This window comes from Aeromicrobium sp. CF4.19 (genome assembly GCF_051262555.1).
In the GTDB taxonomy this organism is placed as follows: Bacteria; Actinomycetota; Actinomycetes; order Propionibacteriales; family Nocardioidaceae; genus Aeromicrobium.
This window is the reverse complement of the sequence record NZ_JBIMEU010000001.1, coordinates 506,115-529,750: the sequence shown is the minus strand read 5'-3', so window position 1 is coordinate 529,750 and position 23,636 is coordinate 506,115. Positions and strand designations below refer to the sequence as shown.

The window sequence follows — 23,636 nt, the reverse complement described above, 5'->3', positions numbered from 1 at the left end:
AGGCTGGCCGCATGTTCCTGACGACACACCTCACGCGGCGCCTGGCGGTCGACAACTGCCGTACGCGCTCCGCGCTGTGTCGCGACGCCTGAGCACACCGCCCCCGTCTCAGGAGCCGCCCCTCAGTGGCGCCGTCATCTGCAGGAGTCCGCATGTCCCAGCCCGAACGCGTCGACCCGCGTGCGCTGCGCTTCAACGCCGCCGCCACGTCGGTGGTCCTGGCGCTGGCGCTCGTGGCCTCGACGCCGCTGGCCATCGCGCTCGTCGCCCTGCAGACGGTGGTCTTCGCGATCAGCGCCCTGGTGGACCTGCGGCTCTCGCCGTACTCCCTGCTCTACTCGCGGCTGGTGGCCCCACGCCTGGCACCGCCGAGCGAGCTCGAGGACGCCCGCCCGCCGCGCTTCGCGCAGCTGGTGGGACTCACGTTCGCGGTCGTCGCCCTGGGCGGGCTCGCCCTCGGGCTGCCGGCCGTGTTCCTCACCGCGACGGCGCTGGCGCTCGTCGCGGCCCTGCTCAACGCAGTCGTCGGCCTGTGCCTCGGCTGCGAGATGTACCTGACCGCACGTCGGCTCACACCGGCGCGCGGCTGACCGACCGCCCTTTCCACATCGTCATTCCCACAACGCCCACCGGGCACAACGGAGGTATCCCATGAGCCGCGAGAACGCGCTCGTCACCGCTGACTGGGTCGAGGAGCACCTGAACGACCCGTCCGTCGTCCTCATCGAGGTCGACGAGGACACCGAGGCCTACGACAAGGGCCACATCCCCGGCGCCATCAAGCTGGACTGGAAGAAGGACCTCCAGGACGGCGTGCGCCACGACTTCGTCACCAAGGGCCAGCTGGAGAAGCTGCTCGGCGAGAAGGGCGTCGGCACCGGCGACACGGTCGTCTTCTACGGCGGCAACAACAACTGGTTCGCCGCCTACGCCTACTGGTACCTGAAGTACTACGGCCACCAGGACCTGCGCCTGCTCGACGGTGGCCGCAAGAAGTGGGAGCTGGACTCCCGCGAGCTCACCGCCGACGTCCCCAGCCGTGAGGCCACCACCTACACCGCGCAGGAGCCGGACGAGAGCCTGCGCGCCTACCGCGACGAGGTCGTCGCGGCCATCGGCACCAAGAACCTCATCGACGTCCGCAGCCCCGACGAGTACGCCGGTCGCCTGCTCGCCCCGGCGCACCTGCCGCAGGAGGCTGCACAGATCGCCGGCCACATCCCCACGGCGGGCAACGTGCCGTGGAGCAAGGCCGCCGAGGACGACGGCACCTTCAAGAAGGACGAGGAGCTGCGGGAGCTCTACGCCGCCGTCGGCTTCGACGACGCCAAGGACACCATCGCCTACTGCCGCATCGGTGAGCGCAGCTCGCACACCTGGTTCGTGCTGCAGGAGATCCTCGGCCACACCAACGTCAAGAACTACGACGGCTCGTGGAGCGAGTACGGCTCGCTGCGCGGCGTGCCCGTGGCACTGGGCGACGAGCGCGGGGAGGCCTGACATGTGCGGAGCCATCAAGGGCGGCCCGAGCCTCGAGGGCGTCGACGTCGCGAACCAGTCCGTCATCCAGGGTGTCGTGACCCGCGGCGAGGAGCCCGTGGGCAACGCCTACGTCCGCCTGCTCGATCGCACCGGTGAGTTCACCGCGGAGGTCCCCACCTCGGCCACCGGCCAGTTCCGGTTCTTCGCCGGTCCCGGCGAGTGGACGCTGCGCACGCTCGCGCCGCGTTCCGAGGCCGTCGACCTCGCCGTGACCGCGGCGCAGGGCGTCGTCGCCGACGTCGTCGTCGACATCGACAGGGTCTCCGTCTCCGTCTGACGCGACCCCTGCTCCACGAGGGCCCCGGCCGATCGGCCGGGGCCCTCGTGCGTGCGCACGCGCGGTGCTCGCACCGCGAAGTGGACCCCGGGCCGTAACCGATGACCGCCACGGCTCGTTCAGAGAGGTGGTGGGACCGGTCGTCCACGCCTGGTGGCGATCGCGGATCGGACAGCAGTCAGCTCAGGAGCACGCAATGAAGAAGCTCAGCGTCACGGTCGTCGCTGCCCTCGTCGCGGCCTTCGCCGTCGTGCTCCCCGCGCAGTCGGCCCAGGCGGCCGATGCCTACCCCGACCTCGTCTGCGACCTCGGGGTGAACACCTCCAGCATCATCGGTGGTGAGGACATCGCGATCAGCGTGTCCGCCGACGTCCCCACCGACCTCTCGCTCTCCTTCCTGGGTGAGACCCGGACCGGCGACGACTCCACGCTGCCGATCCAGGTCTTCCGGACGCCCGTCGTGGACACCCGCCGCACCGCCCTGGTCCGGGCCTCGTGCGCCCTCAGCACCCGCATCGCGGTCGTCGAGATCCTGCCGATCGGCGGCGACGACGGTGACGGCGGAGGTGACGGTGACGGCGGTGGCGGTGACGACGGCACGGGTGCCGACGGCGACGGCCTGGACGGTGACGGGCTCGACGGTGGCGGCCTGGATGGTGACGGGCTCGACGGCGGCGGACTGGACGGTGACGGCGGCGGCGCCGACGGCGGTGCCGACGGCGAGGACGTCTCTGCCGGTGCCGACGGCCTCGACGGTGACGGCCTCCTCGTCGACGGTCTCGACGACGCCAGCGCGAACGCCGCCGGCGACCGCGACGCGGCCCTCGACGGCAGCGCCGACGAGTCCTTCCTCGCCGGGGTCCTCCCCGACACCGGTGGCCCGGCCTGGTGGCTGATGCTGCTCGGCCTGGTCCTGGCTGCCGCCGGCACCGTCATCGCCGTGCACCGTCGACGTGCCTGAGACCGGACCGCGCTGCTCGTACGCCCTCGTCACCGCCCGGTGCGACCCCGTCCCGTCCGATGATGTGACCCATGTGGGCTGATCTGCTGCGCGACGAGCGTCGCCGACGCGTCGTCGTCCTGGTCGTCGTGACAATCCTGAGCCTCCTGCTCATCCTGCTCCTGTGGCAGGTGGCTCGCGCAGTCATCGCCCTGGACCGCGTCGGCAGCAGCGCGCCCGTGCTCGCAGGCCAGGTGAGCACGGGTGACGTCGACGGCGCCAGGTCGAGCCTGGAGCGGCTGCAGGACCAGGCGGAGCAGGCCCGGGACAGCTCCGACGGTCTCGTGTGGTCCGTGGCCGCGTGGTCACCGTTCGTGGGGGACGACCTCGACGCGATCCGCGTGCTGGCCCGGGAGCTCGACGTCGTCGCCACCCGGGCACTGCCGGCGGTCGTGGACGTCGCCGACGAGATCGCCCTGGACACCTTCACCCCCCGCGACGGGCGCATCGACCTGGAGGCCGTCGAGCGCGTCGCCCCGGTCGTGGCCAGCGCGAGCGAGGTGCTCGCGACGTCCAACCGGGAGGTGCAGGCCATCGACACCAGCAAGGTCTTCGGCCGGCTGCGGGTCCCGCTGCGCGACGTGCAGCGCACCCTCGACTCGGCCACGGTCGCGGCCTCCGCCGCCGACACGGCCGGGGCCCTGCTGCCGACGATGCTGGGTGGCGAGGACCCGCGTCGCTACCTCCTGCTGATCCAGAACAACGCCGAGCTGAGGAGCCTGGGCGGCATCCCCGGCTCGATCGCCGTCATCGACGCCGACGACGGCCGGCTCTCGATGGGCCGGCAGGGGTCGGCCCTGGACGTGCGTCCGGTGGACGAGCCGGTGGTGGAGCTCACCGAGGGCGAGCGGTCGGTCTTTCCCACCACGATCGGCACCGACCTGCGCAACACCACCTTCAGCCCCGACTTCTCCCGCGCCGCCACCATCGCGAGCGAGCTCACCGGCGACGCCTTCGACACCAGCTTCGACGGCGTCGTCTCCGTCGACCCCGTGACGCTGGCCTACCTGCTCGGCGGCCTGGGCAGCGTCACCCTCGACAACGGCACCGAGCTGACGGCCGACAACGCCGTCGGTGAGCTCCTCAACCGCGTCTACCAGCGCTACGACGACGACCTCATCGGGCAGGACGACGTGTTCGCCGACGCCGCCCGGCGGATCTTCGACTCCTTCGTGACCGGCGAGGGGAACGCCCAGCTCGTCCTCCAGGGCCTCGTGCGGGCGGCCACCGACAACCGGATCATGCTGTGGTCGGCGCAGGAGGGGGAGCAGGAGCAGATCGCCACCACCGGCATCGCCGGCGAGCCCCCGGGCGGGTCGCAGGCCCCAAAGGTCGGGGTCTACCTCAACGACGCGGTCGGCAGCAAGATGCAGTTCTACCTCGACGCGTCCCACCGCCTGCGCTCGGTGCAGTGCCTGGAGGACGACACCCAGCGCCTGGAGCTGCGGACCCGGCTGACGTCCAACGCTCCTCTCGCGGCGGCCGAGCTGCCCCTGTCCATCACGGGCTTCAACCCCGAGGCCGAGGTGCCCCGCGGGCACCAGCGGCTCAACCTGCGTGTCGTCGCGCCGGTGGACGGGCGGATCGAGAGGCTGACCGTGGACGGTGAGGAGCAGCTGGTCGTCGGCGGAGACCTGGACGGGCGTCAGGCCGCGATCATCCCGGTCGAGCTCCCACCGAACACCACGGCCAACATCGCCCTGACCATCCGGTCCGGCCCGGACCAGGCAGGCCGGGCCGTGCTGACCAGCACCCCCGGCATCGTCCCGGTCGCCAACGACGTGCGGGTCGGCAGCGCCTGCGGCTGACCTGGAAGGCACGGCCTGCGGCTGGCCTGGGAGATACAGCCCGCGGATCAGTCGATCTCGTCCTCGGAGGCCAGCTTGTCGTCGGGGTACTTCTTCAGGTACGAGCCCATCGAGTCACGACCGAGCGCCGTGAACAGCTCCTTGCTCTTGGCCTCGTCCAGGCGCACGACGTTGCCGAGGCCGGCGACGTCCTCGGTGGTCGCCACCGGCGCGGTCAGGAAGGTGACGTCGTCGGCCTTGGTGCCGCGCAGCGAGAGTGCGAGGGCGCGCATGTCCTGGGGGGCCCAGTCGCCGTCGACGGTCAGGTTCTCCGTGACCGCGCCGAGCGTCCGGGTGAGCTTGACGGGATTGGTCGTGGTGCCGCTGGCGAGCATCTCCTTCATCAGCGAGCGCAGGAAGTTCTGCTGCCGCGCGATCCGGTCGAAGTCACCACGCAGCAGGCCGTATCGGGTGCGGACGTAGGCGAGCGCCTTCTCGCCCTCGAGGGTCTGCTCGCCGGCCTCCCACTGCAGGTCCTGCTTGGGGTCGTAGAACGCCTCCGGAATGGTCACCGGGACCCCGCCGACCGCGCTGGAGAGGTCCTTGAACCCGTCCCAGTCGATGATCGCCAGGTGGGCCATCCGCAGCCCGGTGAGCTGCTCCACGGTGGCGATCGCCCCGTTGGGCCCGTGCTCGGAGAACGCGGCGTTGATCTTCTGCTCCGACGTCGGGTCGCCCTCGGCGTCGTAGATCATCGTGGAGGTGTCGCGGGGGATCGAGACCAGGTCCACCGAGCGCCGGTCCTCCGAGATGTGCGCGATCATCATGGTGTCGCTGCGGTACTTCCCGCTGGGCCAGGAGCCGGCCGTGGCGTCCTCGGCCACCGTCGTGCTGCCGGACTGGTCGCCCTGCGGCTCGCCCTTGTCCGAACCGAGCAGCAGGATGTTGAGTGCCTTGCCCTCGTCGGGGTCCGGGCGGTTCTTGATCGCGTCGGTGTCGACGCGCTCGACGTTGCCGAGCTGGGAGTTCAGCCAGTAGGCGTAGCCCGTCACGGTCCCCAGGGCCAGGCCGACGACGCTCACCAGCACCACGAGAGCCTTGCGGTGACGGCGGTGGAAGGGGATGCCGCCGGCACGGCGCTTGCCCGCGACGCTCTTGCGCGGGCTCGAGTCGCGTCGAGCCATGGGTCTCCCTGAGGTGATGAGTGGGAGGTCGTCCGGACGCGTCCCACCCAGCAGTCTAGGCCCCTTCCCTGAGCGCCGTTTCAGGAAGTCTTCGTGCTGGCTCGAGGGTGGGAGGTCGCCCTGTCAGCGGCACCATCTCCGGGGAGAGGCGCGGGTGTGGCGTGCTCAGCCTAGCGCCGCCCTCAGACACTCAGCAGGGCCAAGAAAAGACCGGAACAGCAGGCTGAAAGGGTTGCAGCACGTACATCTGTTCGATAAAATGGTGGGCATGATCGAGCGTGAGAAGACCATCGAGGCGCTGCGGGAGGCAGCTGCCGCGATGCGCTCGGTCTCCACTTCCACCACCGATGAGCTGCGGGCCATTGCCCGGGCCAAGCGTGCCTTGGAGGCCGCGCAGATCGAGCGGCTGGCTCTGCTGGAACAGACCCGTGAGCACGAGGACGAGGGCTCGTCCTCGATCGCCACGTGGGCCAAGCTCGCGCTGCGCGAGGACACCAAGTCCACCCGCGCGATGCTCAAGGCCGGTGCCACGCTCACTGCCCTGCCGGGCCTCAGTGCGGCCGTGGAGGCCGGCGAGGTGTCCTTGGAGCACCTCAGGGCGTTCACCTTCGGGCTGAATCACCTCGGTGCCGACCTCATGGCCACCGCCCAGGACTGGCTGATCGAGCTGGCTCGCACGTGCGAGCCGGCCCTGGTGATGGACAAGATCCGTGCCCTGCGCGCGGCGGTGTTCCCCGATGAGCTGGACCGCGCCTGGGCCAAGGGCATGTCCAAGCGGGACGTCAAGCTCGCCAAGACCATCGACGGCTGGGTTCTCACCGGCTTCCTGGACATCGAGACCGGCGCAGCCTTCAAGCTCGTCCTGGACTCCCTGTCCGCCCCGCGCGATGGCGACGACGAGCGGGACGCCGCCGAGCGACGCATCGACGCTCTGGCTGACCTCTTCGCCAGCATCCTGGATGCCGGCGCCCTGCCCACCGACAACGGCGTCAAGCCACACCTGAACGTCATCGTCGGCTCCGACGCCCTGCGCGCCGCCCTCGCGCCCACCCCAGAAGGTAAGGCAGACGTCAGGGCAACGAACAAGGACACGACGCTGCCGGGGATGCCTCCCCTCGCCCGGGCCGCGGTCCAGCCCGCCCACCTCATCGGCTTCGGCCCTGTCGGGCCCCAGCTCCTGGCCTACCTCACCTGCCAGAGCGACCTCACACCGATCCTCGTCGACTCCATCAGCCCCAACTCACCGATCCTCGACGTCGGACGCTCCTCGCGCCTGGCCAGACTCCCGCAGCGGCGAGCGATCCACGCACGGCAGGCTGGCGTGTGCGCCGCCCCCGGATGCTCCCACCCGATTCGTCACATCCACCACGTCGTGTGGTGGAGCCGCGGTGGCAGGACCGACCTCGCCCACCTCATCGGACTGTGCAGCAGCTGTCATCGATTGGTGCATGCCGAAAAGCTGCACATCGACACCGGTCCCCACGACTCCTTCACCTTCAGCAACGCCCGCGGCCACCCCATCAGGGGCCGAGACGACCTGCACACCGTCAAGACCCTCACCCGACTCACCCGGGCCGCCTGACCCATGTAGGGGGAGGTGTCCCGGCGCCCTCAGCGACGTCCGAACCACTACGTGTTCAACAACCACGCCTCCTCAGGTCAGGTCTCCAGCACGAGGGTCGTCGGGCCGTCATTGACGAGGTGCACGGCCATGTCGGCGCCGAACTCGCCCTCGGCGACCGTCGCTCCGGCCGCGCGGAGCGCTGCGCAGAAGTGGTCGTAGAGCGGCTCGGCCACGGGGCCGGGTGCGGCCGCGCTCCAGGACGGGCGGCGGCCCTTGCGGGCGTCGCCGTAGAGCGTGAACTGGCTGATCACCAGCAGGCCCGCGTCGCCGTCGGACACCGACGTCTCCCCGCGCAGGATGCGCAGCCCGTGGATCTTGCTCGCGAGCCGCTCCGCGTCGGCCGGGGTGTCGTCGTGGGTGATGCCCAGCAGCACCACCAGACCGGTGCCGATGGAGCCGCTGACCCGTCCGTCGACCTCGACGCGCGCCTCGCTCACCCGCTGCACCACTGCTCGCACCGGGCCAGCGTAGTCACGCCAGCCGTCGATCCCACCGGGTCCTCGTTACGATCGAGGACATGGCGTTCGAGATCCCGGCCGGCCTGCACCCCGACCTCGCCCCCGTGGCGTGGTTGCTGGGCACGTGGCACGGCAACGGTCGTGGGGAGTACCCGACGATCGAGCCGTTCGCGTTCGAGCAGGACGTGGCCTTCCGGCACGACTCGCGCCCCTTCCTGCACTACTTCAGCCAGACGTGGATCACCGACGACGAGGGCGAGCGGCTGCGGCCGGGTGCCCTGGAGACCGGCTTCCTGCGGCTCGGCGGCCCTGCGCCCGAGGGCGACGGGACGTCGGTCGAGCTCGTGCTCGCGCACCACAGCGGCGTCGCGGAGATCTGGTACGGGGTCGCCGACGGCCCCCGACTGACGATGGCCACCGACGCCGTGGCCCGCACGGAGACCGCCAAGGAGTACACCGCCGGCCAGCGCATGTACGGGCTCGTCGAGGGTGCCCTCATGTACGCCGTCGACATGGCCGCCGAGGGGCAGACGATGCAGTCGCACCTGTGGGGAAAGCTCGCCCGTGTCTGAGCGTCCCGAAGGCTGGCGGAGCCCGCTGCTCGACCTCCCCGATGCGGTGGAGGGCGATCCTCCCGACGAGGGCGTCGCGGCCCACCACGGCACCATCGCCCGCGAGCAGCGTCGGCTCGAGGCCGGTGAAGGATTCGTCGACCTCTCCCATCGCGACGTCCTGACGGTGAGCGGACCGGACCGCCTCACCTGGCTGCACTCCCTGACCACCCAGCACCTGACGGACCTCCCCCCGGGACAGCCCACCGAGGTGCTGCTGCTCTCGCCCCAGGGACGCATCGAGCACGCCTTCTCCGGGATCGACGACGGCGAGACCTTCTGGGCGCACACCGAGCCCGGAGCCGCGGCGGCCCTGGTCGCGTTCCTGGACTCGATGCGCTTCATGATGCGGGTCGAGGTGGCCGAGGTCACCGACGCCCACGCCGTCATCGGCCTGCCGGGCCTCGCGTGGCGGATCGTCCCGCGCGCCGACCTCGCCGGCCTGCCCGACGAGCTCGGCGAGCCGTCCGGCACCTGGGCCTGGGAGGCGTTGCGGGTCGCCGCCGGTCTCCCGCGCGTGGGCCTGGACACCGACGACCGCACCATCCCCCACGAGGTGGGCCTGCTGGAGCGGGCCGTGCACCTGGACAAGGGGTGCTACCGGGGGCAGGAGACCGTGGCGCGCGTCCACACCCTCGGGCGGCCGCCCCGACGGCTCGTGCTGCTCCACCTCGACGGGTCGGCCGAGCACCTGCCCGTGCACGGCGCGCCGATCGAGCACGACGGCAAGACGGTCGGCACGCTCGGCTCGTCGGCCCGCCACCACGAGCTCGGACCGATCGCCCTCGCGGTGGTCAAGCGCAACGTCCCGGTCGACGTCACCCTGCTCGTCGACGGCGTGCCTGCGGCCCAGGAGGTCGTCGTCGACCCGGAGGCGGGTCTGCACGTACGCCCTCGGCTGAAGGAATGAGGAGACGCTTCGCGGTCCTGGTCGTCTGCACGGCGAACATCTGCCGTTCGCCGCTCGCCGAGCTCCTGCTCACCGCTCGGCTGGATCGACGCCGCTTCGAGGTGGCCAGCGCCGGAGTCCGTGGCTGGGAGGACCACCCGATCGACGAGAGTGTCCAGCAGCAGGCGCTCCGGCTCGGGGTCGACGGGTCGTCGTTCCGATCCCGGCCGCTCCTGTCGGTGCACGTCGCGAACGCCGACCTCATCCTGACGGCGACGCGCGAGCACCGGGGAGGCGTGCTCGAGCTGGACCCGACGGCGCTGCGCCGCACCTTCACGCTGCGCGAGTTCGCCGCGCTGGGGCACGAGGTCGCCGCCGGTCCCGACCTGCCCGAGCTGGTCCGCACGGCGGCGTCGCGTCGCAGCACGGGACCGGTCGACATCGACGTCCCCGACCCGTTCCGCGCGGAGCCGGACACGCACCGCCGGGTGGCCGACCTCGTCGACGACTCCGTCCGCGACATCGCCCGTCACCTGGGGCACGTCTGACCGCCGCACCGTAACCTCCGGCCCCCTCGCTCGGTTAGTCCACTCGAATCGGGCAGAGCGGTCAGGAGGTACTGGGTCGTGACCCAGAGAATGGAACGCAGCATCAGCGGGGACTCCATGAGCCGCGCGATCCTGCCACCGCTGGCCCCGACCCTGCTGCGCGAGCCGCTCTCGGCCCCGCCGCCGCCCCCGACGCCACTGCCCACCCAGACCCGGCCCGAGGGCGCGGGCCTCGGTCCGCCCAGCGGCCGACGCCGCTGGCAACGCACGTTGGCGCGGAGCATGTTCGTCACCGACGCGGCGTCCATCTCGCTGGCCTTCGGACTGGCTTACCTGCTGTGGATCGGTCCACAGCCCGCCGAGATCACCTTCGCCGGGCTGGACTACTGGGTCCTCAGCGTCGGCTTCGTGCTGGCCTGGCTCGCAGCCACCACGGTGTTCCGCACCCGGGACCACAAGCTCCTCGGCGCCGGTGCTGCCGAGCACCAGGCCCTGGCCAAGGCCACGTTCTTCGTCTTCGGCTGGGTCGCGATCATCTCCCTGCTCTTTCGCTGGAACCTCTCGCGCGGGTACCTGCTGCTCGCCTTCGCCATCGGCTTCGGGCTGCTGCTCGCCAGCCGGTTGGCGTGGCGGGTCTGGTTGCGCCGGCGGCGCAGCCGGCGTCGTCTCGTGGCGCGCACGCTCGTCATCGGTGGCACGCGCAGCGCCCGCACCATGGCCGCACGGTTCGAGACCGATCCCAGCTCGGAGTTCGCGCTCATTGGCCTGTGGGTGCCGGACCGCTCCGCCATCCCCGATGAGTCCCTCCACGTGGGGGGCCTGACCATCCCGGTGCGGGGGGTCGAGACCGACCTCTCGGCGATCCTGGACCTCGGCGGCATCGACACCGTCGTGGTCACCGACACCGAGCACCTCGGCCACGACGGCATGGGTGAGCTGGCCTGGGAGCTGGAGGGTCGCGAGATCGACCTCCTCGTCGCCCCCAACATCCTCGACGTCGCGGGCCCTCGCATCCATGTGGACGCCCACGGCGCGATGCCGCTCATCTACCTCTCCAAGCCGACGTACTCTGCTGCGAGAACCTTCCGCAAGGCGATGTTCGACCGCTGCATCGCCCTCGGTGCGCTCACCCTCGCCGCACCCGTCCTCATCACCGCCGCGCTGGCCGTGCGGCTGAACGGGTCCGGCCCGATCTTCTACCGTTCCGAGCGCATCGGGCGGAACGGACGGCCGTTCCAGATGCTCAAGCTCCGCACGATGGTCGACGGGGCCGACCGGATGCGAGCCGACCTGGAGTCCTCCCACGACGGTGCGGGCCCGCTGTTCAAGCTGGTCGACGATCCACGGGTCACCGCGGTCGGTCGGTTCCTGCGTCGCTACAGCATCGATGAGCTGCCGCAGTTCGTGAACGTCCTGCGGGGTGAGATGAGCGTCGTCGGCCCCAGGCCGCCGTTGCGCACGGAGGTCGACCTCTACGACGACACCGTGCGTCGTCGGTTGCTGGTGCAGCAGGGCGTCACCGGGCTGTGGCAGGTGAGCGGGCGCTCCGACCTCTCGTGGGAGGACGCCGTGCGCCTGGACCTCACCTACGTCGAGAACTGGTCGATGCTGCGCGACCTGCACATCATCGCGCGCACGGCCAGGGCCGTCTTCCTCGGCCGCGGCGCGTACTGACCCCTCCCTCGGCCTCGGCCCCGATGCGGGCCGACGACGTCGGTGCGGGACAATGATGGGGTGCTCCAGGTCGTGAGCCCAGACATGTGAGCCCAGTACGCCAGGAGTCCTCGATGACCACACCGCCCCCCGAAGCCGCCACCCCGCAGGGCTTCGCCGACCTCGGTCTCGATGCTGCCGTCGTGACGCTCCTCGACGGCCTCGGCTACGAGCAGCCCACCCCCATCCAGGCCGCCGCCGTGCCGGTGCTGCTGGCGGGGCGTGACGTCGTCGGCCTGGCCCAGACCGGCACGGGCAAGACGGCGGCCTTCGCCCTGCCCATGCTGCAGCGCCTGGACCCGTCCCGCCGTTCCACGCAGGCGCTCGTCCTCGCGCCGACCCGTGAGCTCGCGCTGCAGGTGTGCGAGGCCCTCACCACCTACTCCAAGGCGGTGCCCGGCCTGCGGATCCTGCCCGTCTACGGCGGCCAGGGCTACGGAGCACAGCTCGCCGGGCTGGAGCGTGGCGCGCAGGTCGTCGTGGGCACGCCCGGGCGCGTCATCGACCACCTCGAGCGCGGCAGCCTCGACCTCACCGGGCTCGACGTGCTCGTGCTCGACGAGGCGGACGAGATGCTGGCGATGGGCTTCGCCGAGGACGTCGAGCGGATCCTGCGCGACACCCCCGAGTACAAGCAGGTGGCGCTGTTCTCGGCCACCATGCCGCCGCAGATCCGACGCCTGGCCAAGAAGTACCTGCACGAGCCGGTCGACATCGCCACGCCCAAGACCACGGCGTCGACCTCGACGGTGCGCCAGCGCTGGCTGCAGGTGCCCCACCACGCCAAGCTCGACACCCTGACGCGGGTGCTGGAGGTGGAGTCCGGCGACGGGATGATCGTCTTCGTCCGCACCAAGCAGGCCACCGAGGACCTCGCGACCGCACTGCGCTCGCGCGGGTTCGCTGCCGGGGCGATCAACGGTGACATGGTCCAGGCCCAGCGGGAGCGGACGATCAGCTCGTTGAAGTCCGGCGCGCTCGACCTGCTCGTGGCCACCGACGTCGCCGCCCGTGGCCTGGACGTCGAGCGGATCTCCCACGTCGTGAACTACGACGTCCCCCACGACAGCGAGTCCTACGTGCACCGCATCGGTCGCACCGGGCGCGCCGGTCGCAGCGGCGAGGCGATCCTGTTCGTGACGCCGCGCGAGCGCAGGATGCTCTCGGCCATCGAGAAGGCCTCGGGACGACCCGTGGAGCAGATGGCGGTGCCCACGGCGGAGGAGGTGAACGAGCGACGCTCGGAGCAGTTCGTCGCCGCGATCACCCAGAGCATGGGCTCCTCGCAGTTCCAGACCTTCCGCACGCTGATCGAGGAGTACGCGGGCTCGCACGACGTCGCCATGACGGACGTCGCCGCGGCGCTGGCCGTCATGAGCACCGACGACAAGGAGTTCTTCCTGCGTCCGGACCCGCCGCCGAGGGCCGGGGCCGAGCGGACCTCGGACCGCGAGCGCGACCGTCCCCGGGAGCGTCGCGAGAGCGGACCGCGGCCGTCCACACCGGGCATGGCCTCGTACCGGATCGCCGTCGGCAAGCGGCACAAGGTCGGCCCGTCGGCGATCGTCGGTGCGCTGGCCAACGAGGGCGGGCTGCGCCGGGCCGACTTCGGCAAGATCACGATCGGGGGAGCGCACTCCGTCGTGGAGCTGCCGGCCGAGCTGCCCCAGGCGGTCTTCGACGCCCTCGCCGACACCCGCATCTCCGGGCGTCGCATCGACCTGCAGCCCGACGACGGCCCGCCCGGCGGCTCGTCCCGCAGTGGCTCTTCCGGTGGCAGGCCCAGCGGTGGCTCATCACGTGGGCAGCGTCCGCCCTCGCGCGGACCGAGCTCGTCGTCCCGCCCCTCGGACGGTCCGCCCCGCAAGGCCCGAAAGCCCCGTCACCCGAAGTGATCCGTCGATAGGGTGACCGGCGTCGGACGCCCAGCGGAGAGGACGAGATGAGGCGACTGGAGAGCTCGCGTCGTACCTACGACTGGGGGTCCACCGACGACATCCCCGGCTTCCTCGGACAGCCGCCCGACGGCGAGCCGGTGGCCGAGGTGTGGATGGGCACCCACGCGCTGGCCCCCTCCCGGGTGGCCGGCCCGGACGGGCCCCGCTCGCTGCGCGACGTCGTGGGGGAGCTGCCCTTCATGCTCAAGCTCCTGGCAGCGGCACGACCGCTCTCCCTGCAGGTGCATCCCGGCTCCGACCTCGCCCGCACCGGCTTCGACGCCGAGGAGTCCGACGGTGTCCCGCTGGACGCGGCGCACCGCGTCTTCAAGGATCCGCACCCCAAGCCGGAGATGGTGCTCGCGCTCACGACGTTCGACACGCTGGTCGGGTTCCGGCCCACCGCGGAGATCCTGCGGATCCTCGAGGCCCTGCCCGTCCCGCTCGCCCGGGAGCTGGCCGACCAGCTCCGCTCGGCGCCCGGGTTCGCCGGCATCGTGGACCTCGTCGAGCGGCTGGTGACGCAGCCGCCCACTCGAGCCGAGGTGGCCGAGGTCGTCGCCGCGTGCGCGGACGCCAAGGCCAAGGGCATCGACATCAAGCGTGCCTACCTGACCGCGGTCGAGGTGGAGGGGCACCATCCCGGTGACGTCGGGGTCGTCATCTCCCTGCTGCTCAACCGGCTCACGCTGCAGCCCGGTGAGGCGGCCTACCTGGCCACCGGCATCATCCACGCACACCTGCGCGGCATGTGCCTGGAGGTCATGGTGGCCTCGGACAACGTGCTGCGGGCGGGCCTGACCTCCAAGCACCTGGAGCCGGAGAGGCTGCTGCGCTGCCTCGAGGGCGGGATGTCGCGACTCGCGCGAGTGGAGCCGCAGCAGTTCGGCCAGTCCACCGACGTCTTCAGCCCGGGCCTGCGCGAGTTCGCCCTCTCGATCACCCAGAGCTCACCGGCCGAGCCCCACGGGGCGCCGCTGCCCGACCAGGGCCGCCGCATCGTCGTCTGCACCGGGGGCACGGTGGAGCTGGTCAACGGTCAGGGTGAGCGTGAGGTGCTCACCCGCGGGCAGGCCGTCTACGCCGACGCCTCCGACGGCGCCCTGCTGGCACTCGGTACCGGCGAGGTGGCCCAGGCCTACACACCGACCGCCGAGGACAGGGCCACCCCGCTCACCGACCTCGTCTGACCCGGCCCCCCGCTGGGGGCACCTCCCGCTTGCGGGGGAGTGCTTGGGCGAGTGGCGCAGGTTCGCGAATCTGAGACGGCGTGTCGCGCGGATCTGCGCCACTCGGAGCCGGGTTTGCGCCACTCGGCACTCGGGCGGGTCAGAGCAGGTCGTCGCGGCCGGTCTCGGCGAGCCGCGCCGGCACCCGCTTGACCTGCTGGACGTGCTCCACGGTGGTCACCAGCAACGCGTCGCCGGTGTGCACGACCACCGCACCAGGGATGCCGACCACCGCGATCGCGACGCCCTCGGTGCTGAGCGCCAGCCCGTCGGCGTCGACCCAGACGGTGTTGTCCGGGGGGCCGTCCTCCGGCGAATCGTCGTGGCGCAGGTCGAGCAGCGCGGCGAAGTCCCCGATGTCGTCCCAGCCGAACCGACCGGGCACGACGGCGATGCCGCCCTCGAGGGAGACCGGCTCGGCGACCGCGTGGTCGATGGCGATCCGCGTCAGGCTCGGCCAGGTCCGCTCCAGCATGTCCTGGCGATCGACCGCCGGTGCTGAGGCGATCTGCCCCAGCCCGTCGTGCAGCGTCGGCTGGAGCCGGGCCAGGTGGCCGAGCAGCACGCTGGCCCTGGTGACGAACATGCCGGCGTTCCAGCTGAACGAGCCGTCCGCGACGTACCGCCGGGCCGTGGCAGCGTCGGGCTTCTCCACGAAGCGCCGGACGGCGCGGGCATCCGAGGCCCCGGGGACGGCCAGCGCATCGCCGGACTCGATGTAGCCGAAGGCCGTGGATGCCGAGCGGGGCGCGATGCCGATGGTCACCACGCGTCCCGTCCGTGCGGTGACCACGGCCTGGGTCACCGCGTCGGCGAAGGCCTCCGCGTCGTCGATGACGTGGTCCGCCGCGAACGAGGCCACGACGGCGTCGGGGTGCTCCTGCGCGATGAGGGCGGTGGCGAGGCCGATGGCGGGCATCGAGTCCCGCGGGGAGGGCTCCACCAGCAGGTGCTGCAGGTCGGGCAGCTGCTCGGCCACCGCGTCGGCGTGGTGGGGGCCGGTCACGACGTGGACGCGCTCGGGGGGCACGAGGGCACCGACCCGGTCCCACGTCTGCTGCAGCAGGGTCCGGCCGCTGCCCGTCAGGTCCAGCAGGAACTTGGGCCGGCTCGCACGGGACAGCGGCCACAGGCGCGTGCCAGCCCCTCCGGCGGGGATCACGACGTGCAGGTCGTGCAGGTCGCGCACGCTGGTCCTCTCGACACGGGGAGCCGGGTGCCGGTCGCGTCACGGACGGCGCGGGCCGGCGAGGTGGTCTGCCACACCCTATGTCGCCGATGACGCGGTGCGCAGCGTCTTGGGGCGCGGGCGTCGGCGCGGGGCAGCAACCCTCGGTCGCCCCGCCTGCCCCTACGCTGCCGTCATGGACGTGCTCGCCGAGGTGACCCGATCAGGACTCGTCGAGAGTCGCCACCGTGGGGTGGCCGTGCTCGTCGACCACGAGGGTCGCGTCGCCTGGTCGATCGGGGACCCGACGACGACGATCTTCCCGCGCTCGGCCAACAAGCCGTTCCAGGCGCTCGGGATGCTGCGCGCCGGCCTGCCCCTCGAGGGGCGGCTGCTCGCGCTGGCGTCGGCGAGCCACTCGGGGGAGTCCTTCCACCTGGCGGGCGTGCGGGAGATCCTCGCCCTCGCCGGCCTGGACGAGTCCGCGCTCCAGACCCCGGCTTCCTACCCTCTCGACCGGCACGAGCACGCGGCCTTGCTGCGTGCGGGCGGCGAGCGGGCGCCGATCCTGATGGACTGCTCCGGCAAGCACGCCGCGATGCTGCTCACCTGCGTCCAGCGGGGCTGGGACACCGCGACCTACCTCGAGCCGGAGCACCCCGTGCAGCAGCACGTCGCCGCGGCGTTCGCCGATCTGGTGGGCCCACCCCCGGTCGTGGGCGTGGACGGATGCGGCGCGCCCCTGCTCGCCGCCTCCGTGGCGGACCTCGCCGCCGGGGTCGGCCGGCTCATGGGTGCGGCGCACGGGCCCGAGCATGCTGTCGTGCGGGCGATGGTCGAGCACCCGGAGCAGGTGAGCGGGACGCGGCGACCGGACCTGGCCCTGGCCTCGGCGGTGCCGGGGAGCCTGGTCAAGTCCGGCGCGGAGAGCGTCGTGGTCGTCGGGCTCGCGGACGGCTCTGCCGTGGCGGTGAAGGTCGAGGACGGTGGCGAGCGCGCGCTCTTCGTCATCGCGCACCGGGTGCTGGAGCTGGCAGGCGTCGACGCGGCCCTGCTGCAGGAGCGACCGGAGGTCCTGGGCGGTGGCCGCCCGGTGGGGCAGGTCCGCCCGGCGTTCTGATCCCTGCTCAAGGGTGTGAGCCACCTCGCATGCAGGGTTGCTTGCAAATGCTTGCTCGAGCAAGCAGCATGGAGGCATGGCCAAGCTGAACGTGCAGGAGACCGTGGGCAACCTCGGTGAGTACCTGCGCGAGCAGCGCCGCCAGGCGCAGATGTCCTTGCGACAGCTGGCCGAGGTCTCGGAGGTCTCCAATCCGTACCTCAGCCAGATCGAGCGAGGCGTGCGTCGTCCCTCGGCAGAGGTGCTCCAGCAGATTGCCAAGGCGCTGCGCATCTCCGCCGAGTCGCTCTACGTCAGGGCCGGGATCCTCGACATCGACGAGACCGGAGCCCGGATGGTCGAGGATGCGATTGCCCTCGACAGCCGGCTGACCGAGCGGCAGAAGACGGCACTGCTGGACATCTACCGCTCGTTCGTCGGCGCGAACGTCGTTCCAGACGGCGACCTCGCCGACGTCGTCACCGAAGCCAACCAGGAGGAAACCGCATGAGCATCACCGATCAGATCAACAGCCAGGTCAAGGTCCTCGCCGCCGAGGTCAAGAACCTCACCGACACCCTCAAGAAGCTCGACGTCGACGACATCCGCTCGCAGGCCAACGAGGCCGTCGCTGCGTCCAGCACCGTCGCGCGGACGCGCTATGAGGAGCTCGTCAAGAAGGGCGAGGAGCTCGTCGTCGAGGCCCGCGCCCTGAGGCTCGACGACGTGCAGAAGCGCGCCGAGAAGTTCGTCGAGAGCCTGCGCAAGGACGCCAGCAAGAACATCAAGGACGCTCGCAAGGCTGCCGAGGACACCGCGTCGGACGTGCAGAAGCGCGCCGAGGACATCGTCGCCGAGGCCCAGGCCACGGTGAACAAGGTCGCCGGCCGCGGCACCACCAAGAAGTCCACGACCGCCCCGGCCAAGACCAGCGCCGCCGCTCGCTCCACCGTCACGCCGACGGCGAAGAAGGCTCCGGCCAAGAAGTCGACCACCGCGAGTGGCTCGACCGCCAAGAAGGCCACGGCGAAGAAGGCTCCGGCCAAGAAGTCGACCACCGCGAGTGGCTCGACCGCCAAGAAGGCCACGGCGAAGAAGGCTCCGGCCAAGCAGACCTCCACCGCCAAGAAGACCACGGCGAAGAAGGCCCCCGCCAAGAAGACCGCCACGGCCAGCGGCTCGCCCGCCAAGAAGACCACGACGGCCAGCGGCTCGACCGCGAAGAAGGCCCCGGCCAAGAAGGCCTGACCCCTTCCGCACCCGGACCGAGCCCCCTCCCGCACGGGAGGGGGCTCGGGCGCGCTCGCGGGACCGGATAGCCTGCACGCGTGCTCGAGGTCCAATCCGGAATCACCCTGGTCCTGACGGTGATCCTCTTCGTCGTCAAGGCGTTCGCCCTGGTCGACTGCGTGCGCCGTCCGCCGGCGGACTTCGCCGTGCGCCAGACGCTGGAGAAGAACGCCTGGCTCGTCATCCTGGGCCTCGCCGTCGTGGCGCACCTGCTGCTCTGGAGCCCCCTCGGCCTGCTCAACCTCGTGGGCACCGTGGCCGCCCTGGTCTACCTCGCCCAGCTGCGCAGCCCCGCCTGAGGGCCTGACCCTCTCCTCGATCAGAGAGCGGCGTCGAACGACCGAGCGGTCTGGTCCAGTCGGCCGGGGTGCAACCAGCGCGTCACGATGACCCGCAGCGTGCTCAGGGCGCCGTCCGGCTGCTCCTGGGCGCGCTGGAGGGTGGCGTGGGTGCCCAGGAGCACGACGAGCCAGCGGGCGCTGTCGGCCGGGTCCAGCTCGCGATCGGCCATGCCGTCGCGCATCGCTCCCACGAGGAGTTCTGCGAGCTCCTCCTCGACGCCGTCGGGGAACGGCGTCCCGGCGTGCGACAGCGCGTCGAGGCGATCGAGGAGTCGGTCCCAGGGGCTCACGAGGGGGAGTCTCGCACCTGCCGCCACTCCTGCACGAGGTCGGTCATCCGATCGGCGAAGAAGTGGAAGAAGTCACGGGACTCGCGCAGGCGTTCCAGGGCCGCCGGGTCGTCGGTGCTGGAGATGCCGTCGTCCATCGTCTCGGCCCAGCCGCGGACCTGCTGCGAGCGGGCGACCATCGACTCCCCCCACGACGAGCCCCGCACCGTGAAGCGGTCGCTGCGCTCGCCGGGGGTGCGACGTCGATCGGCCAGGCCCATCTGCGTGAGGTAGCGGGTCGCGCCACTGACCGCGCCCGCGCTGGCGCCGAGGGCGTCGCCGATCTCGGCCGCCGTGTGGCCCCCGGCCGGAGCGAGGAGCAGGGTCGCGAACACGCGTGCTCCCATGCGCTGCATGCCGGCCGTGCTGAGCTGGAGCGCCAGGCGCTCGACGAACTCGGCGTGATCGGAGGGCATGCGCACATCCTATGAAGATTCACGCACTACACAAGTTTCACAAAGATGTGAAATAGCAGTACGGTCGACGCATGGAGAAGGTCATCGACATCGCCGGGCTCCGCAAGAGCTTCGGCTCCACCACCGCGCTCGACGGGCTGGACCTCGCGGTCGCCCGCGGCGAGGTCCACGGCTTCCTGGGCCCCAACGGGGCCGGCAAGTCCACCGCCATCCGAGTGCTGCTGGGCCTGCTGCGGGCCGACGCGGGGACGGTCCGGCTCTTCGGTGGCGACCCGTGGAAGGACGCAGCGGCGCTGCATCGCCGGCTCGCGTACGTTCCCGGCGACGTCACGCTGTGGCCCAACCTCTCCGGCGGCGAGGTCATCGACCTGCTGGGCCGGCTCCGCGGCGGACTGGACCGGCGTCGACGCGACGACCTCGTCGAGCGCTTCGAGCTCGACCCCACCAAGAAGGGCCGGACGTACTCCAAGGGCAACCGGCAGAAGGTGGCGCTCGTGGCGGCGCTGGCGGCCGACGTCGAGCTGCTCGTCCTCGACGAGCCCACGTCGGGCCTGGACCCGCTCATGGAGGCGGTCTTCACGCAGTGCGTCGATGAGTTCAAGGACGCCGGCCACGCGGTGCTGCTGTCCAGCCACATCCTCGCCGAGGTCGAGCGGCTGTGCGACCGGGTCAGCATCATCCGCAGCGGCCGTACGGTCGAGTCCGGCACGCTGGCCGAGCTGCGTCACCTGACCCGGACCTCCGTCTCGGCCGAGCTCGATCGGGTGCCCGAGGGACTCGATGCGGTGCCCGGGGTCCACGGGCTCGTCATCGAGGACCGTCGCGTGGTCCTCGAGGTCGACAGCGACCGGCTCGGGCTCGCCCTGGAGCGGCTCACCGCGGCCGGTGTCCGGACGCTCACGAGCCAGCCCCCCACGCTCGAGGCGCTGTTCATGCGGCACTACGGCGACGACGTGGCCGAGGCGGGGTCGTGAGCGACTCGCTGACCGGGCTCGGCACCTTCGTCCGCTTCTTCCTGCGTCGCGACCGCTGGATGATCCTGTGGTGGACCATCGGCGCGACGCTCCTGTACTGGACGCAGGCCGTGAGCGTCGAGGGGCTCTACGCGACGCAGGCCGAGCTCGATGCGGCGGCGGCAAGCATGGAGGGCAACGCGGGGTTCATCGCCATGGCGGGGCCGCCGCGGGTCCTGGACACCGTCGGAGGCCAGGTGGCCTGGCAGTCCTCGGCGTTCGGCGCGATCGTGGCCGGCCTGATGAGCATGTTCCTGGTCGCGCGGCACACGCGTGCGGAGGAGGAGAGCGGACGCGAGGAGCTCATCCGCTCCGGCGTCGTGGGGAGCCGGGCCACGGTCGCCGCGACGATCGTCGTGGTCGCCCTGGCCAACGTCGTCCTCGGCGTTGTGATCACCGGCAGCCTCGTCGGCTACGGGCTCCCGGTCGCCGGGTCGGCCTCGCTGGGCCTGGCGGCAGCCCTGGCCGGCTCGGTCTTCGGTGCGGTGGCGCTCGTGGCGGCACAGCTGACCGACGGTGTTCGTGCCGCCCACGGCATCACGGGAGCGGCCATCGCCCTGGCCTACGTCCTGCGAGCGGCCGGGGACGTCGCGGAGAACGGGGCGTCGTGGCTGTCGCCCATCGGCTGGGGTCAGGCGATGAACGCCTACGCCGAGGAGGACTGGTGGCCCGCGCTGCTCTCGCTCGCCGTGGCGGGCCTGCTCGTCGCGCTCGCGCTCGTGCTGCTGGGTCGTCGCGACGTCGGGTCCGGAGTCTGGCCGGCTCGTCGTGGACCGGCGAGGGGATCGCTGGGCCACCTCGGGCTCGCCTGGCGTCTGCAGCGCGGCACGCTGGTCGGCTGGAGCCTCGGCATGCTCTTCGTGGGGGCGGCGTACGGCTCCATCGGCGACAGCGTCGGGGAGGTCCTGGGAGACTCGGAGTTCTCCGAGAGCCTGCTGGCGGCGGGGGCGGACACCATCACCGATGCCTTCTACGGCACCGCCATGCTCATGCTCGGTGTCATCACCTCGGCCTACGCCGTCTCCTCCGCCCTGCGGCCGCGGGGCGAGGAGACGGCCGGTCGGGCCGAGCCGCTGCTGACCACCCCCCTGCCGCGGTTGCGGTGGGCGCTCGCCCACACGGTGATCACTGTGGTCGGCGTCGTGGTCGTGCTGGCGGCGGCCGGCCTGGCGACCGGAGCGGTCCTCGCGGTCGTCGTCGGCGACGCCGGCCAGGTCCTCCGCCTCACGGGGGCGGCCCTGGCGTACGCACCGGCCGTCCTCGCGCTCTCCGGCGTCACCCGGCTCGCGTACGGCATCGCGCCTCGCGCCGCCACGATCGGCTGGTTCGGTCTGGCGTTCTGCGCGGTGGTGATGATGTTCGGGGAGGCATGGAGGATCCCCGGGTGGGTGCGGGGCTTCTCGCCCTTCGAGCACCTGGCCACGGTGCCGGTGGAGGACTTCGCCCTCGGCCCGGCGGTGACGGTCGGGGCGGTGGCGCTCGCCCTCAGCGCGGCCGGTCACCTGCTGCTCACGCGACGCGACCTGGCCTCGACGTAGAACATCTGTTCGAAGTCACCTAGGCTGGGCGCATGTGGTTCCAGGCCTCCCTGCTGGACTCCGGCGGCTCGGGCTCGGTCGGGGCGCTGGGCGCTGCCGTGCAGCGACGCGAGCTCGCCGGGGGAGCGTGGGTCGACGTCCGTCCGGGCTGGATGGCGGGGGCCGACGCGGTCTTCACGGCGCTGCAGACGCAGGTGCGCTGGCGCGCGGAGAAGCGCCAGATGTACGACCGGGTCGTCGACGTTCCTCGGCTGCTGAGGCACTACGGCGTGGGGCAGGAGCTGCCCGACCCGGCGCTCACGATCGCCCGGGAGGCGTTGAACGAGCACTACGGCGACGAGCTCGGCGAGCCGTTCGTGACTGCGGGCCTGTGCTACTACCGCGACGGTCGCGACAGCGTCGCCTGGCACGGTGATCGCATCGGTCGGGGGCAGAGCGAGGACACGATGGTGGCGATCCTCTCGCTCGGGGCCCCTCGACGCCTCAGCCTGCGTCCACGCGGCGAGCCCGCAGCGAGTGGGTCCGGCCCCGGGCAGGACGGGGGGCCCGTCGGCTTCGTGCTCGGCCACGGCGACCTGCTGGTCATGGGCGGCTCGTGCCAGCGCACCTGGGACCATGCCGTCCTCAAGACCGCCAAGCCGACCGGCCCGCGCATCAGCGTCCAGTTCCGTCCCGCCGGAGTCCTGTGACCACCTGCCCCGCACCCCAGCAGGCGGTGACTTGCTCGTCCTACCCCTGCGGTCGGTGACTTGCTCGTCCTACCCCCGCTGCACCGGTGGGTGAGTCGTGGAATGAGCGCCCGTTCCACGACGGACTCACCGCCCGGCGCTCGCGGGGCGCACGTCCACAGCTGCACGCTCCGAGGTTCGTTGTCCACAGCCGCACGTCGCAGGGGTGGGGGTCGTGGGAATCCTGGGGCTTGATGGAGTCATGCCCCGACGCCCCCGTGTCCCCGAGGCGCTTCGACACGGACCCTTCGCCCAGAGGTGGCCCGCGAGCACGGCGTCACCCCCACGATGCTCGGCGGGCCCACGTGGGTCAGGGTGCATCCGCGGGTCTGGGTGCACCGCGATCACCCCATGAGCGACCTCGACTGGATCACCGCCGCGACCTTGGCCATGCCCGGCCGCGCCCACCTGAGCCACGCGAGTCGCCTGCAGGCTCTCGGCCTCACCATCGCCGACCTGCTGCCGATCCGCTTCACGGTCCGGGGTGACCTCCACCTGGACCTCGCGGGCATCTTCCTGCACCGCACGGTCGCGCTCCCACCGTTGGACGATGTCGGAGTCACGCCGGCGGCAGCCTTCATCCAGATGTGCGCGGAGGGACGGCTGATCGACGTCGTGGTGGCCGGTGACTGGTTGCTCGCGAACGAGCACACGACGATCATGGCGATCGACCAGCTGGCCCGGCTCCAGGACTGGAGGCCCGGTGCGCTGATGAGCGTCGTGCACGCGGCGCTCGTGCGTCGTGGGTACGACGGCCCGCCGCCGGTCTTCGGGGGCGCATGGTTCGACCTCTTCGAGCCGATCGCCCTTCCGCCGGGGAGCTGATCGTGCGTCGAGGCGCGAGCCTTCGCGCCGCCGTCGGTGAGTCCGTCGTGGATACCGGTGCCATGCGGCTACTGAGTCACCGCTGAGCCA

Annotated in this window: 25 protein-coding genes; 20 read left to right on the top strand and 5 right to left on the bottom strand. The window is 71.6% G+C overall.

Annotated elements, in window-relative coordinates:
• Nucleotides 1–152 precede the first annotated feature (152 nt).
• The 5 genes from ACHAAC_RS02660 (at nucleotide 153) to ACHAAC_RS02640 (ending at nucleotide 4,627) form a co-directional block, all read left to right on the top strand.
• Nucleotides 153–590: a DUF4395 domain-containing protein gene (locus tag ACHAAC_RS02660; protein WP_435714382.1), complete on the top strand. Its 438-nt coding sequence runs from the start codon at nucleotides 153–155 to the stop codon at nucleotides 588–590.
• 61 nt (nucleotides 591–651) lie between these two features.
• Nucleotides 652–1,500, top strand: a complete 849-nt coding sequence (locus tag ACHAAC_RS02655) for a sulfurtransferase (protein ID WP_435714381.1) — start codon at nucleotides 652–654, stop codon at nucleotides 1,498–1,500.
• A gap of 1 nt (nucleotide 1,501) precedes the next feature.
• A complete protein-coding gene (locus ACHAAC_RS02650) occupies nucleotides 1,502–1,819 on the top strand; it encodes a DUF1416 domain-containing protein (RefSeq protein ID WP_435714380.1) in 318 nt (105 codons plus the stop codon).
• A gap of 196 nt (nucleotides 1,820–2,015) precedes the next feature.
• Complete coding sequence (locus ACHAAC_RS02645) at nucleotides 2,016–2,780, top strand: LPXTG cell wall anchor domain-containing protein (RefSeq protein ID WP_435714379.1); 765 nt, start codon at nucleotides 2,016–2,018, stop codon at nucleotides 2,778–2,780.
• A 71-nt stretch (nucleotides 2,781–2,851) separates the two neighbouring features.
• Nucleotides 2,852–4,627 (top strand): DUF4012 domain-containing protein, encoded by a 1,776-nt coding sequence (locus ACHAAC_RS02640; RefSeq protein WP_435714378.1) that lies wholly within the window; start codon nucleotides 2,852–2,854, stop codon nucleotides 4,625–4,627.
• Nucleotides 4,628–4,674: 47 nt separating this feature from the next.
• Here the strand turns inward: ACHAAC_RS02640 and ACHAAC_RS02635 are convergent, their stop codons facing one another.
• Nucleotides 4,675–5,790, bottom strand: a complete 1,116-nt coding sequence (locus ACHAAC_RS02635) for an LCP family protein (protein ID WP_435714377.1) — start codon at nucleotides 5,788–5,790, stop codon at nucleotides 4,675–4,677.
• 268 nt (nucleotides 5,791–6,058) lie between these two features.
• On the opposite strand from ACHAAC_RS02635, the gene ACHAAC_RS02630 reads away from it, so the two are divergent.
• Nucleotides 6,059–7,372 (top strand): DUF222 domain-containing protein, encoded by a 1,314-nt coding sequence (locus tag ACHAAC_RS02630; RefSeq protein WP_435714376.1) that lies wholly within the window; start codon nucleotides 6,059–6,061, stop codon nucleotides 7,370–7,372.
• A 77-nt stretch (nucleotides 7,373–7,449) separates the two neighbouring features.
• Here ACHAAC_RS02630 and dtd read toward each other — a convergent pair whose 3' ends face one another.
• A complete protein-coding gene (dtd, locus tag ACHAAC_RS02625; RefSeq protein ID WP_435714375.1) occupies nucleotides 7,450–7,872 on the bottom strand; it encodes a D-aminoacyl-tRNA deacylase in 423 nt (140 codons plus the stop codon).
• A 59-nt stretch (nucleotides 7,873–7,931) separates the two neighbouring features.
• Between dtd and ACHAAC_RS02620 the strand changes: the two genes are divergently transcribed.
• The 6 genes from ACHAAC_RS02620 to manA all read left to right on the top strand — a co-directional run bounded on the left by ACHAAC_RS02620 (nucleotide 7,932) and on the right by manA (nucleotide 14,760).
• Nucleotides 7,932–8,444, top strand: coding sequence for an FABP family protein (locus ACHAAC_RS02620; RefSeq protein WP_435714374.1), 513 nt, complete (start codon nucleotides 7,932–7,934; stop codon nucleotides 8,442–8,444).
• Nucleotides 8,445–8,469: 25 nt separating this feature from the next.
• Nucleotides 8,470–9,393, top strand: a complete 924-nt coding sequence (gene ygfZ, locus ACHAAC_RS02615; RefSeq protein WP_435714766.1) for a CAF17-like 4Fe-4S cluster assembly/insertion protein YgfZ — start codon at nucleotides 8,470–8,472, stop codon at nucleotides 9,391–9,393.
• Nucleotides 9,390–9,920, top strand: a complete 531-nt coding sequence (locus tag ACHAAC_RS02610) for a hypothetical protein (protein WP_435714373.1) — start codon at nucleotides 9,390–9,392, stop codon at nucleotides 9,918–9,920. Before ygfZ ends, ACHAAC_RS02610 begins: the two co-directional genes overlap by 4 nt.
• Nucleotides 9,921–10,037: 117 nt before the next feature.
• Nucleotides 10,038–11,594, top strand: coding sequence for a sugar transferase (locus ACHAAC_RS02605; protein ID WP_435714372.1), 1,557 nt, complete (start codon nucleotides 10,038–10,040; stop codon nucleotides 11,592–11,594).
• Between the two features lie 113 nt (nucleotides 11,595–11,707).
• Nucleotides 11,708–13,528 (top strand): DEAD/DEAH box helicase, encoded by a 1,821-nt coding sequence (locus tag ACHAAC_RS02600; protein WP_435714371.1) that lies wholly within the window; start codon nucleotides 11,708–11,710, stop codon nucleotides 13,526–13,528.
• Between the two features lie 47 nt (nucleotides 13,529–13,575).
• On the top strand, nucleotides 13,576–14,760 hold the full coding sequence (gene manA, locus ACHAAC_RS02595) for a mannose-6-phosphate isomerase, class I (RefSeq protein WP_435714370.1): 1,185 nt from the start codon (nucleotides 13,576–13,578) through the stop codon (nucleotides 14,758–14,760).
• Between the two features lie 139 nt (nucleotides 14,761–14,899).
• Here manA and ACHAAC_RS02590 read toward each other — a convergent pair whose 3' ends face one another.
• The gene (locus ACHAAC_RS02590) at nucleotides 14,900–15,988 is read right to left on the bottom strand and encodes a mannose-1-phosphate guanylyltransferase (protein WP_435714369.1); all 1,089 of its coding nucleotides are present in this window, start codon (nucleotides 15,986–15,988) and stop codon (nucleotides 14,900–14,902) included.
• A 175-nt stretch (nucleotides 15,989–16,163) separates the two neighbouring features.
• On the opposite strand from ACHAAC_RS02590, the gene ACHAAC_RS02585 reads away from it, so the two are divergent.
• From ACHAAC_RS02585 to ACHAAC_RS02570, 4 genes are all read left to right on the top strand, one after another.
• The gene (locus tag ACHAAC_RS02585; protein ID WP_435714368.1) at nucleotides 16,164–17,087 is read left to right on the top strand and encodes an asparaginase; all 924 of its coding nucleotides are present in this window, start codon (nucleotides 16,164–16,166) and stop codon (nucleotides 17,085–17,087) included.
• 76 nt (nucleotides 17,088–17,163) lie between these two features.
• Nucleotides 17,164–17,577 (top strand): helix-turn-helix domain-containing protein, encoded by a 414-nt coding sequence (locus ACHAAC_RS02580; RefSeq protein ID WP_435714367.1) that lies wholly within the window; start codon nucleotides 17,164–17,166, stop codon nucleotides 17,575–17,577.
• On the top strand, nucleotides 17,574–18,314 hold the full coding sequence (locus tag ACHAAC_RS02575; RefSeq protein WP_435714366.1) for a hypothetical protein: 741 nt from the start codon (nucleotides 17,574–17,576) through the stop codon (nucleotides 18,312–18,314). Before ACHAAC_RS02580 ends, ACHAAC_RS02575 begins: the two co-directional genes overlap by 4 nt.
• 80 nt (nucleotides 18,315–18,394) lie before the next feature.
• Nucleotides 18,395–18,655: a DUF2516 family protein gene (locus tag ACHAAC_RS02570; RefSeq protein WP_435714365.1), complete on the top strand. Its 261-nt coding sequence runs from the start codon at nucleotides 18,395–18,397 to the stop codon at nucleotides 18,653–18,655.
• Nucleotides 18,656–18,675: 20 nt separating this feature from the next.
• Here the strand turns inward: ACHAAC_RS02570 and ACHAAC_RS02565 are convergent, their stop codons facing one another.
• Together ACHAAC_RS02565 and ACHAAC_RS02560 are read right to left on the bottom strand one after the other, a co-directional pair.
• The gene (locus tag ACHAAC_RS02565) at nucleotides 18,676–18,987 is read right to left on the bottom strand and encodes a hypothetical protein (protein WP_435714364.1); all 312 of its coding nucleotides are present in this window, start codon (nucleotides 18,985–18,987) and stop codon (nucleotides 18,676–18,678) included.
• The gene (locus ACHAAC_RS02560; RefSeq protein ID WP_435714363.1) at nucleotides 18,984–19,442 is read right to left on the bottom strand and encodes a GbsR/MarR family transcriptional regulator; all 459 of its coding nucleotides are present in this window, start codon (nucleotides 19,440–19,442) and stop codon (nucleotides 18,984–18,986) included. The genes ACHAAC_RS02565 and ACHAAC_RS02560 overlap by 4 nt, the downstream gene beginning before the upstream one ends.
• A gap of 71 nt (nucleotides 19,443–19,513) precedes the next feature.
• On the opposite strand from ACHAAC_RS02560, the gene ACHAAC_RS02555 reads away from it, so the two are divergent.
• From ACHAAC_RS02555 to ACHAAC_RS02540, 4 genes are all read left to right on the top strand, one after another.
• Complete coding sequence (locus ACHAAC_RS02555) at nucleotides 19,514–20,416, top strand: ATP-binding cassette domain-containing protein (RefSeq protein ID WP_435714362.1); 903 nt, start codon at nucleotides 19,514–19,516, stop codon at nucleotides 20,414–20,416.
• A complete protein-coding gene (locus ACHAAC_RS02550) occupies nucleotides 20,413–21,993 on the top strand; it encodes an ABC transporter permease (RefSeq protein ID WP_435714361.1) in 1,581 nt (526 codons plus the stop codon). Before ACHAAC_RS02555 ends, ACHAAC_RS02550 begins: the two co-directional genes overlap by 4 nt.
• 32 nt (nucleotides 21,994–22,025) lie before the next feature.
• Nucleotides 22,026–22,682, top strand: coding sequence for an alpha-ketoglutarate-dependent dioxygenase AlkB (locus ACHAAC_RS02545; RefSeq protein WP_435714360.1), 657 nt, complete (start codon nucleotides 22,026–22,028; stop codon nucleotides 22,680–22,682).
• A gap of 390 nt (nucleotides 22,683–23,072) precedes the next feature.
• Nucleotides 23,073–23,546: a hypothetical protein gene (locus ACHAAC_RS02540; protein WP_435714359.1), complete on the top strand. Its 474-nt coding sequence runs from the start codon at nucleotides 23,073–23,075 to the stop codon at nucleotides 23,544–23,546.
• Nucleotides 23,547–23,636: the final 90 nt, after the last annotated feature.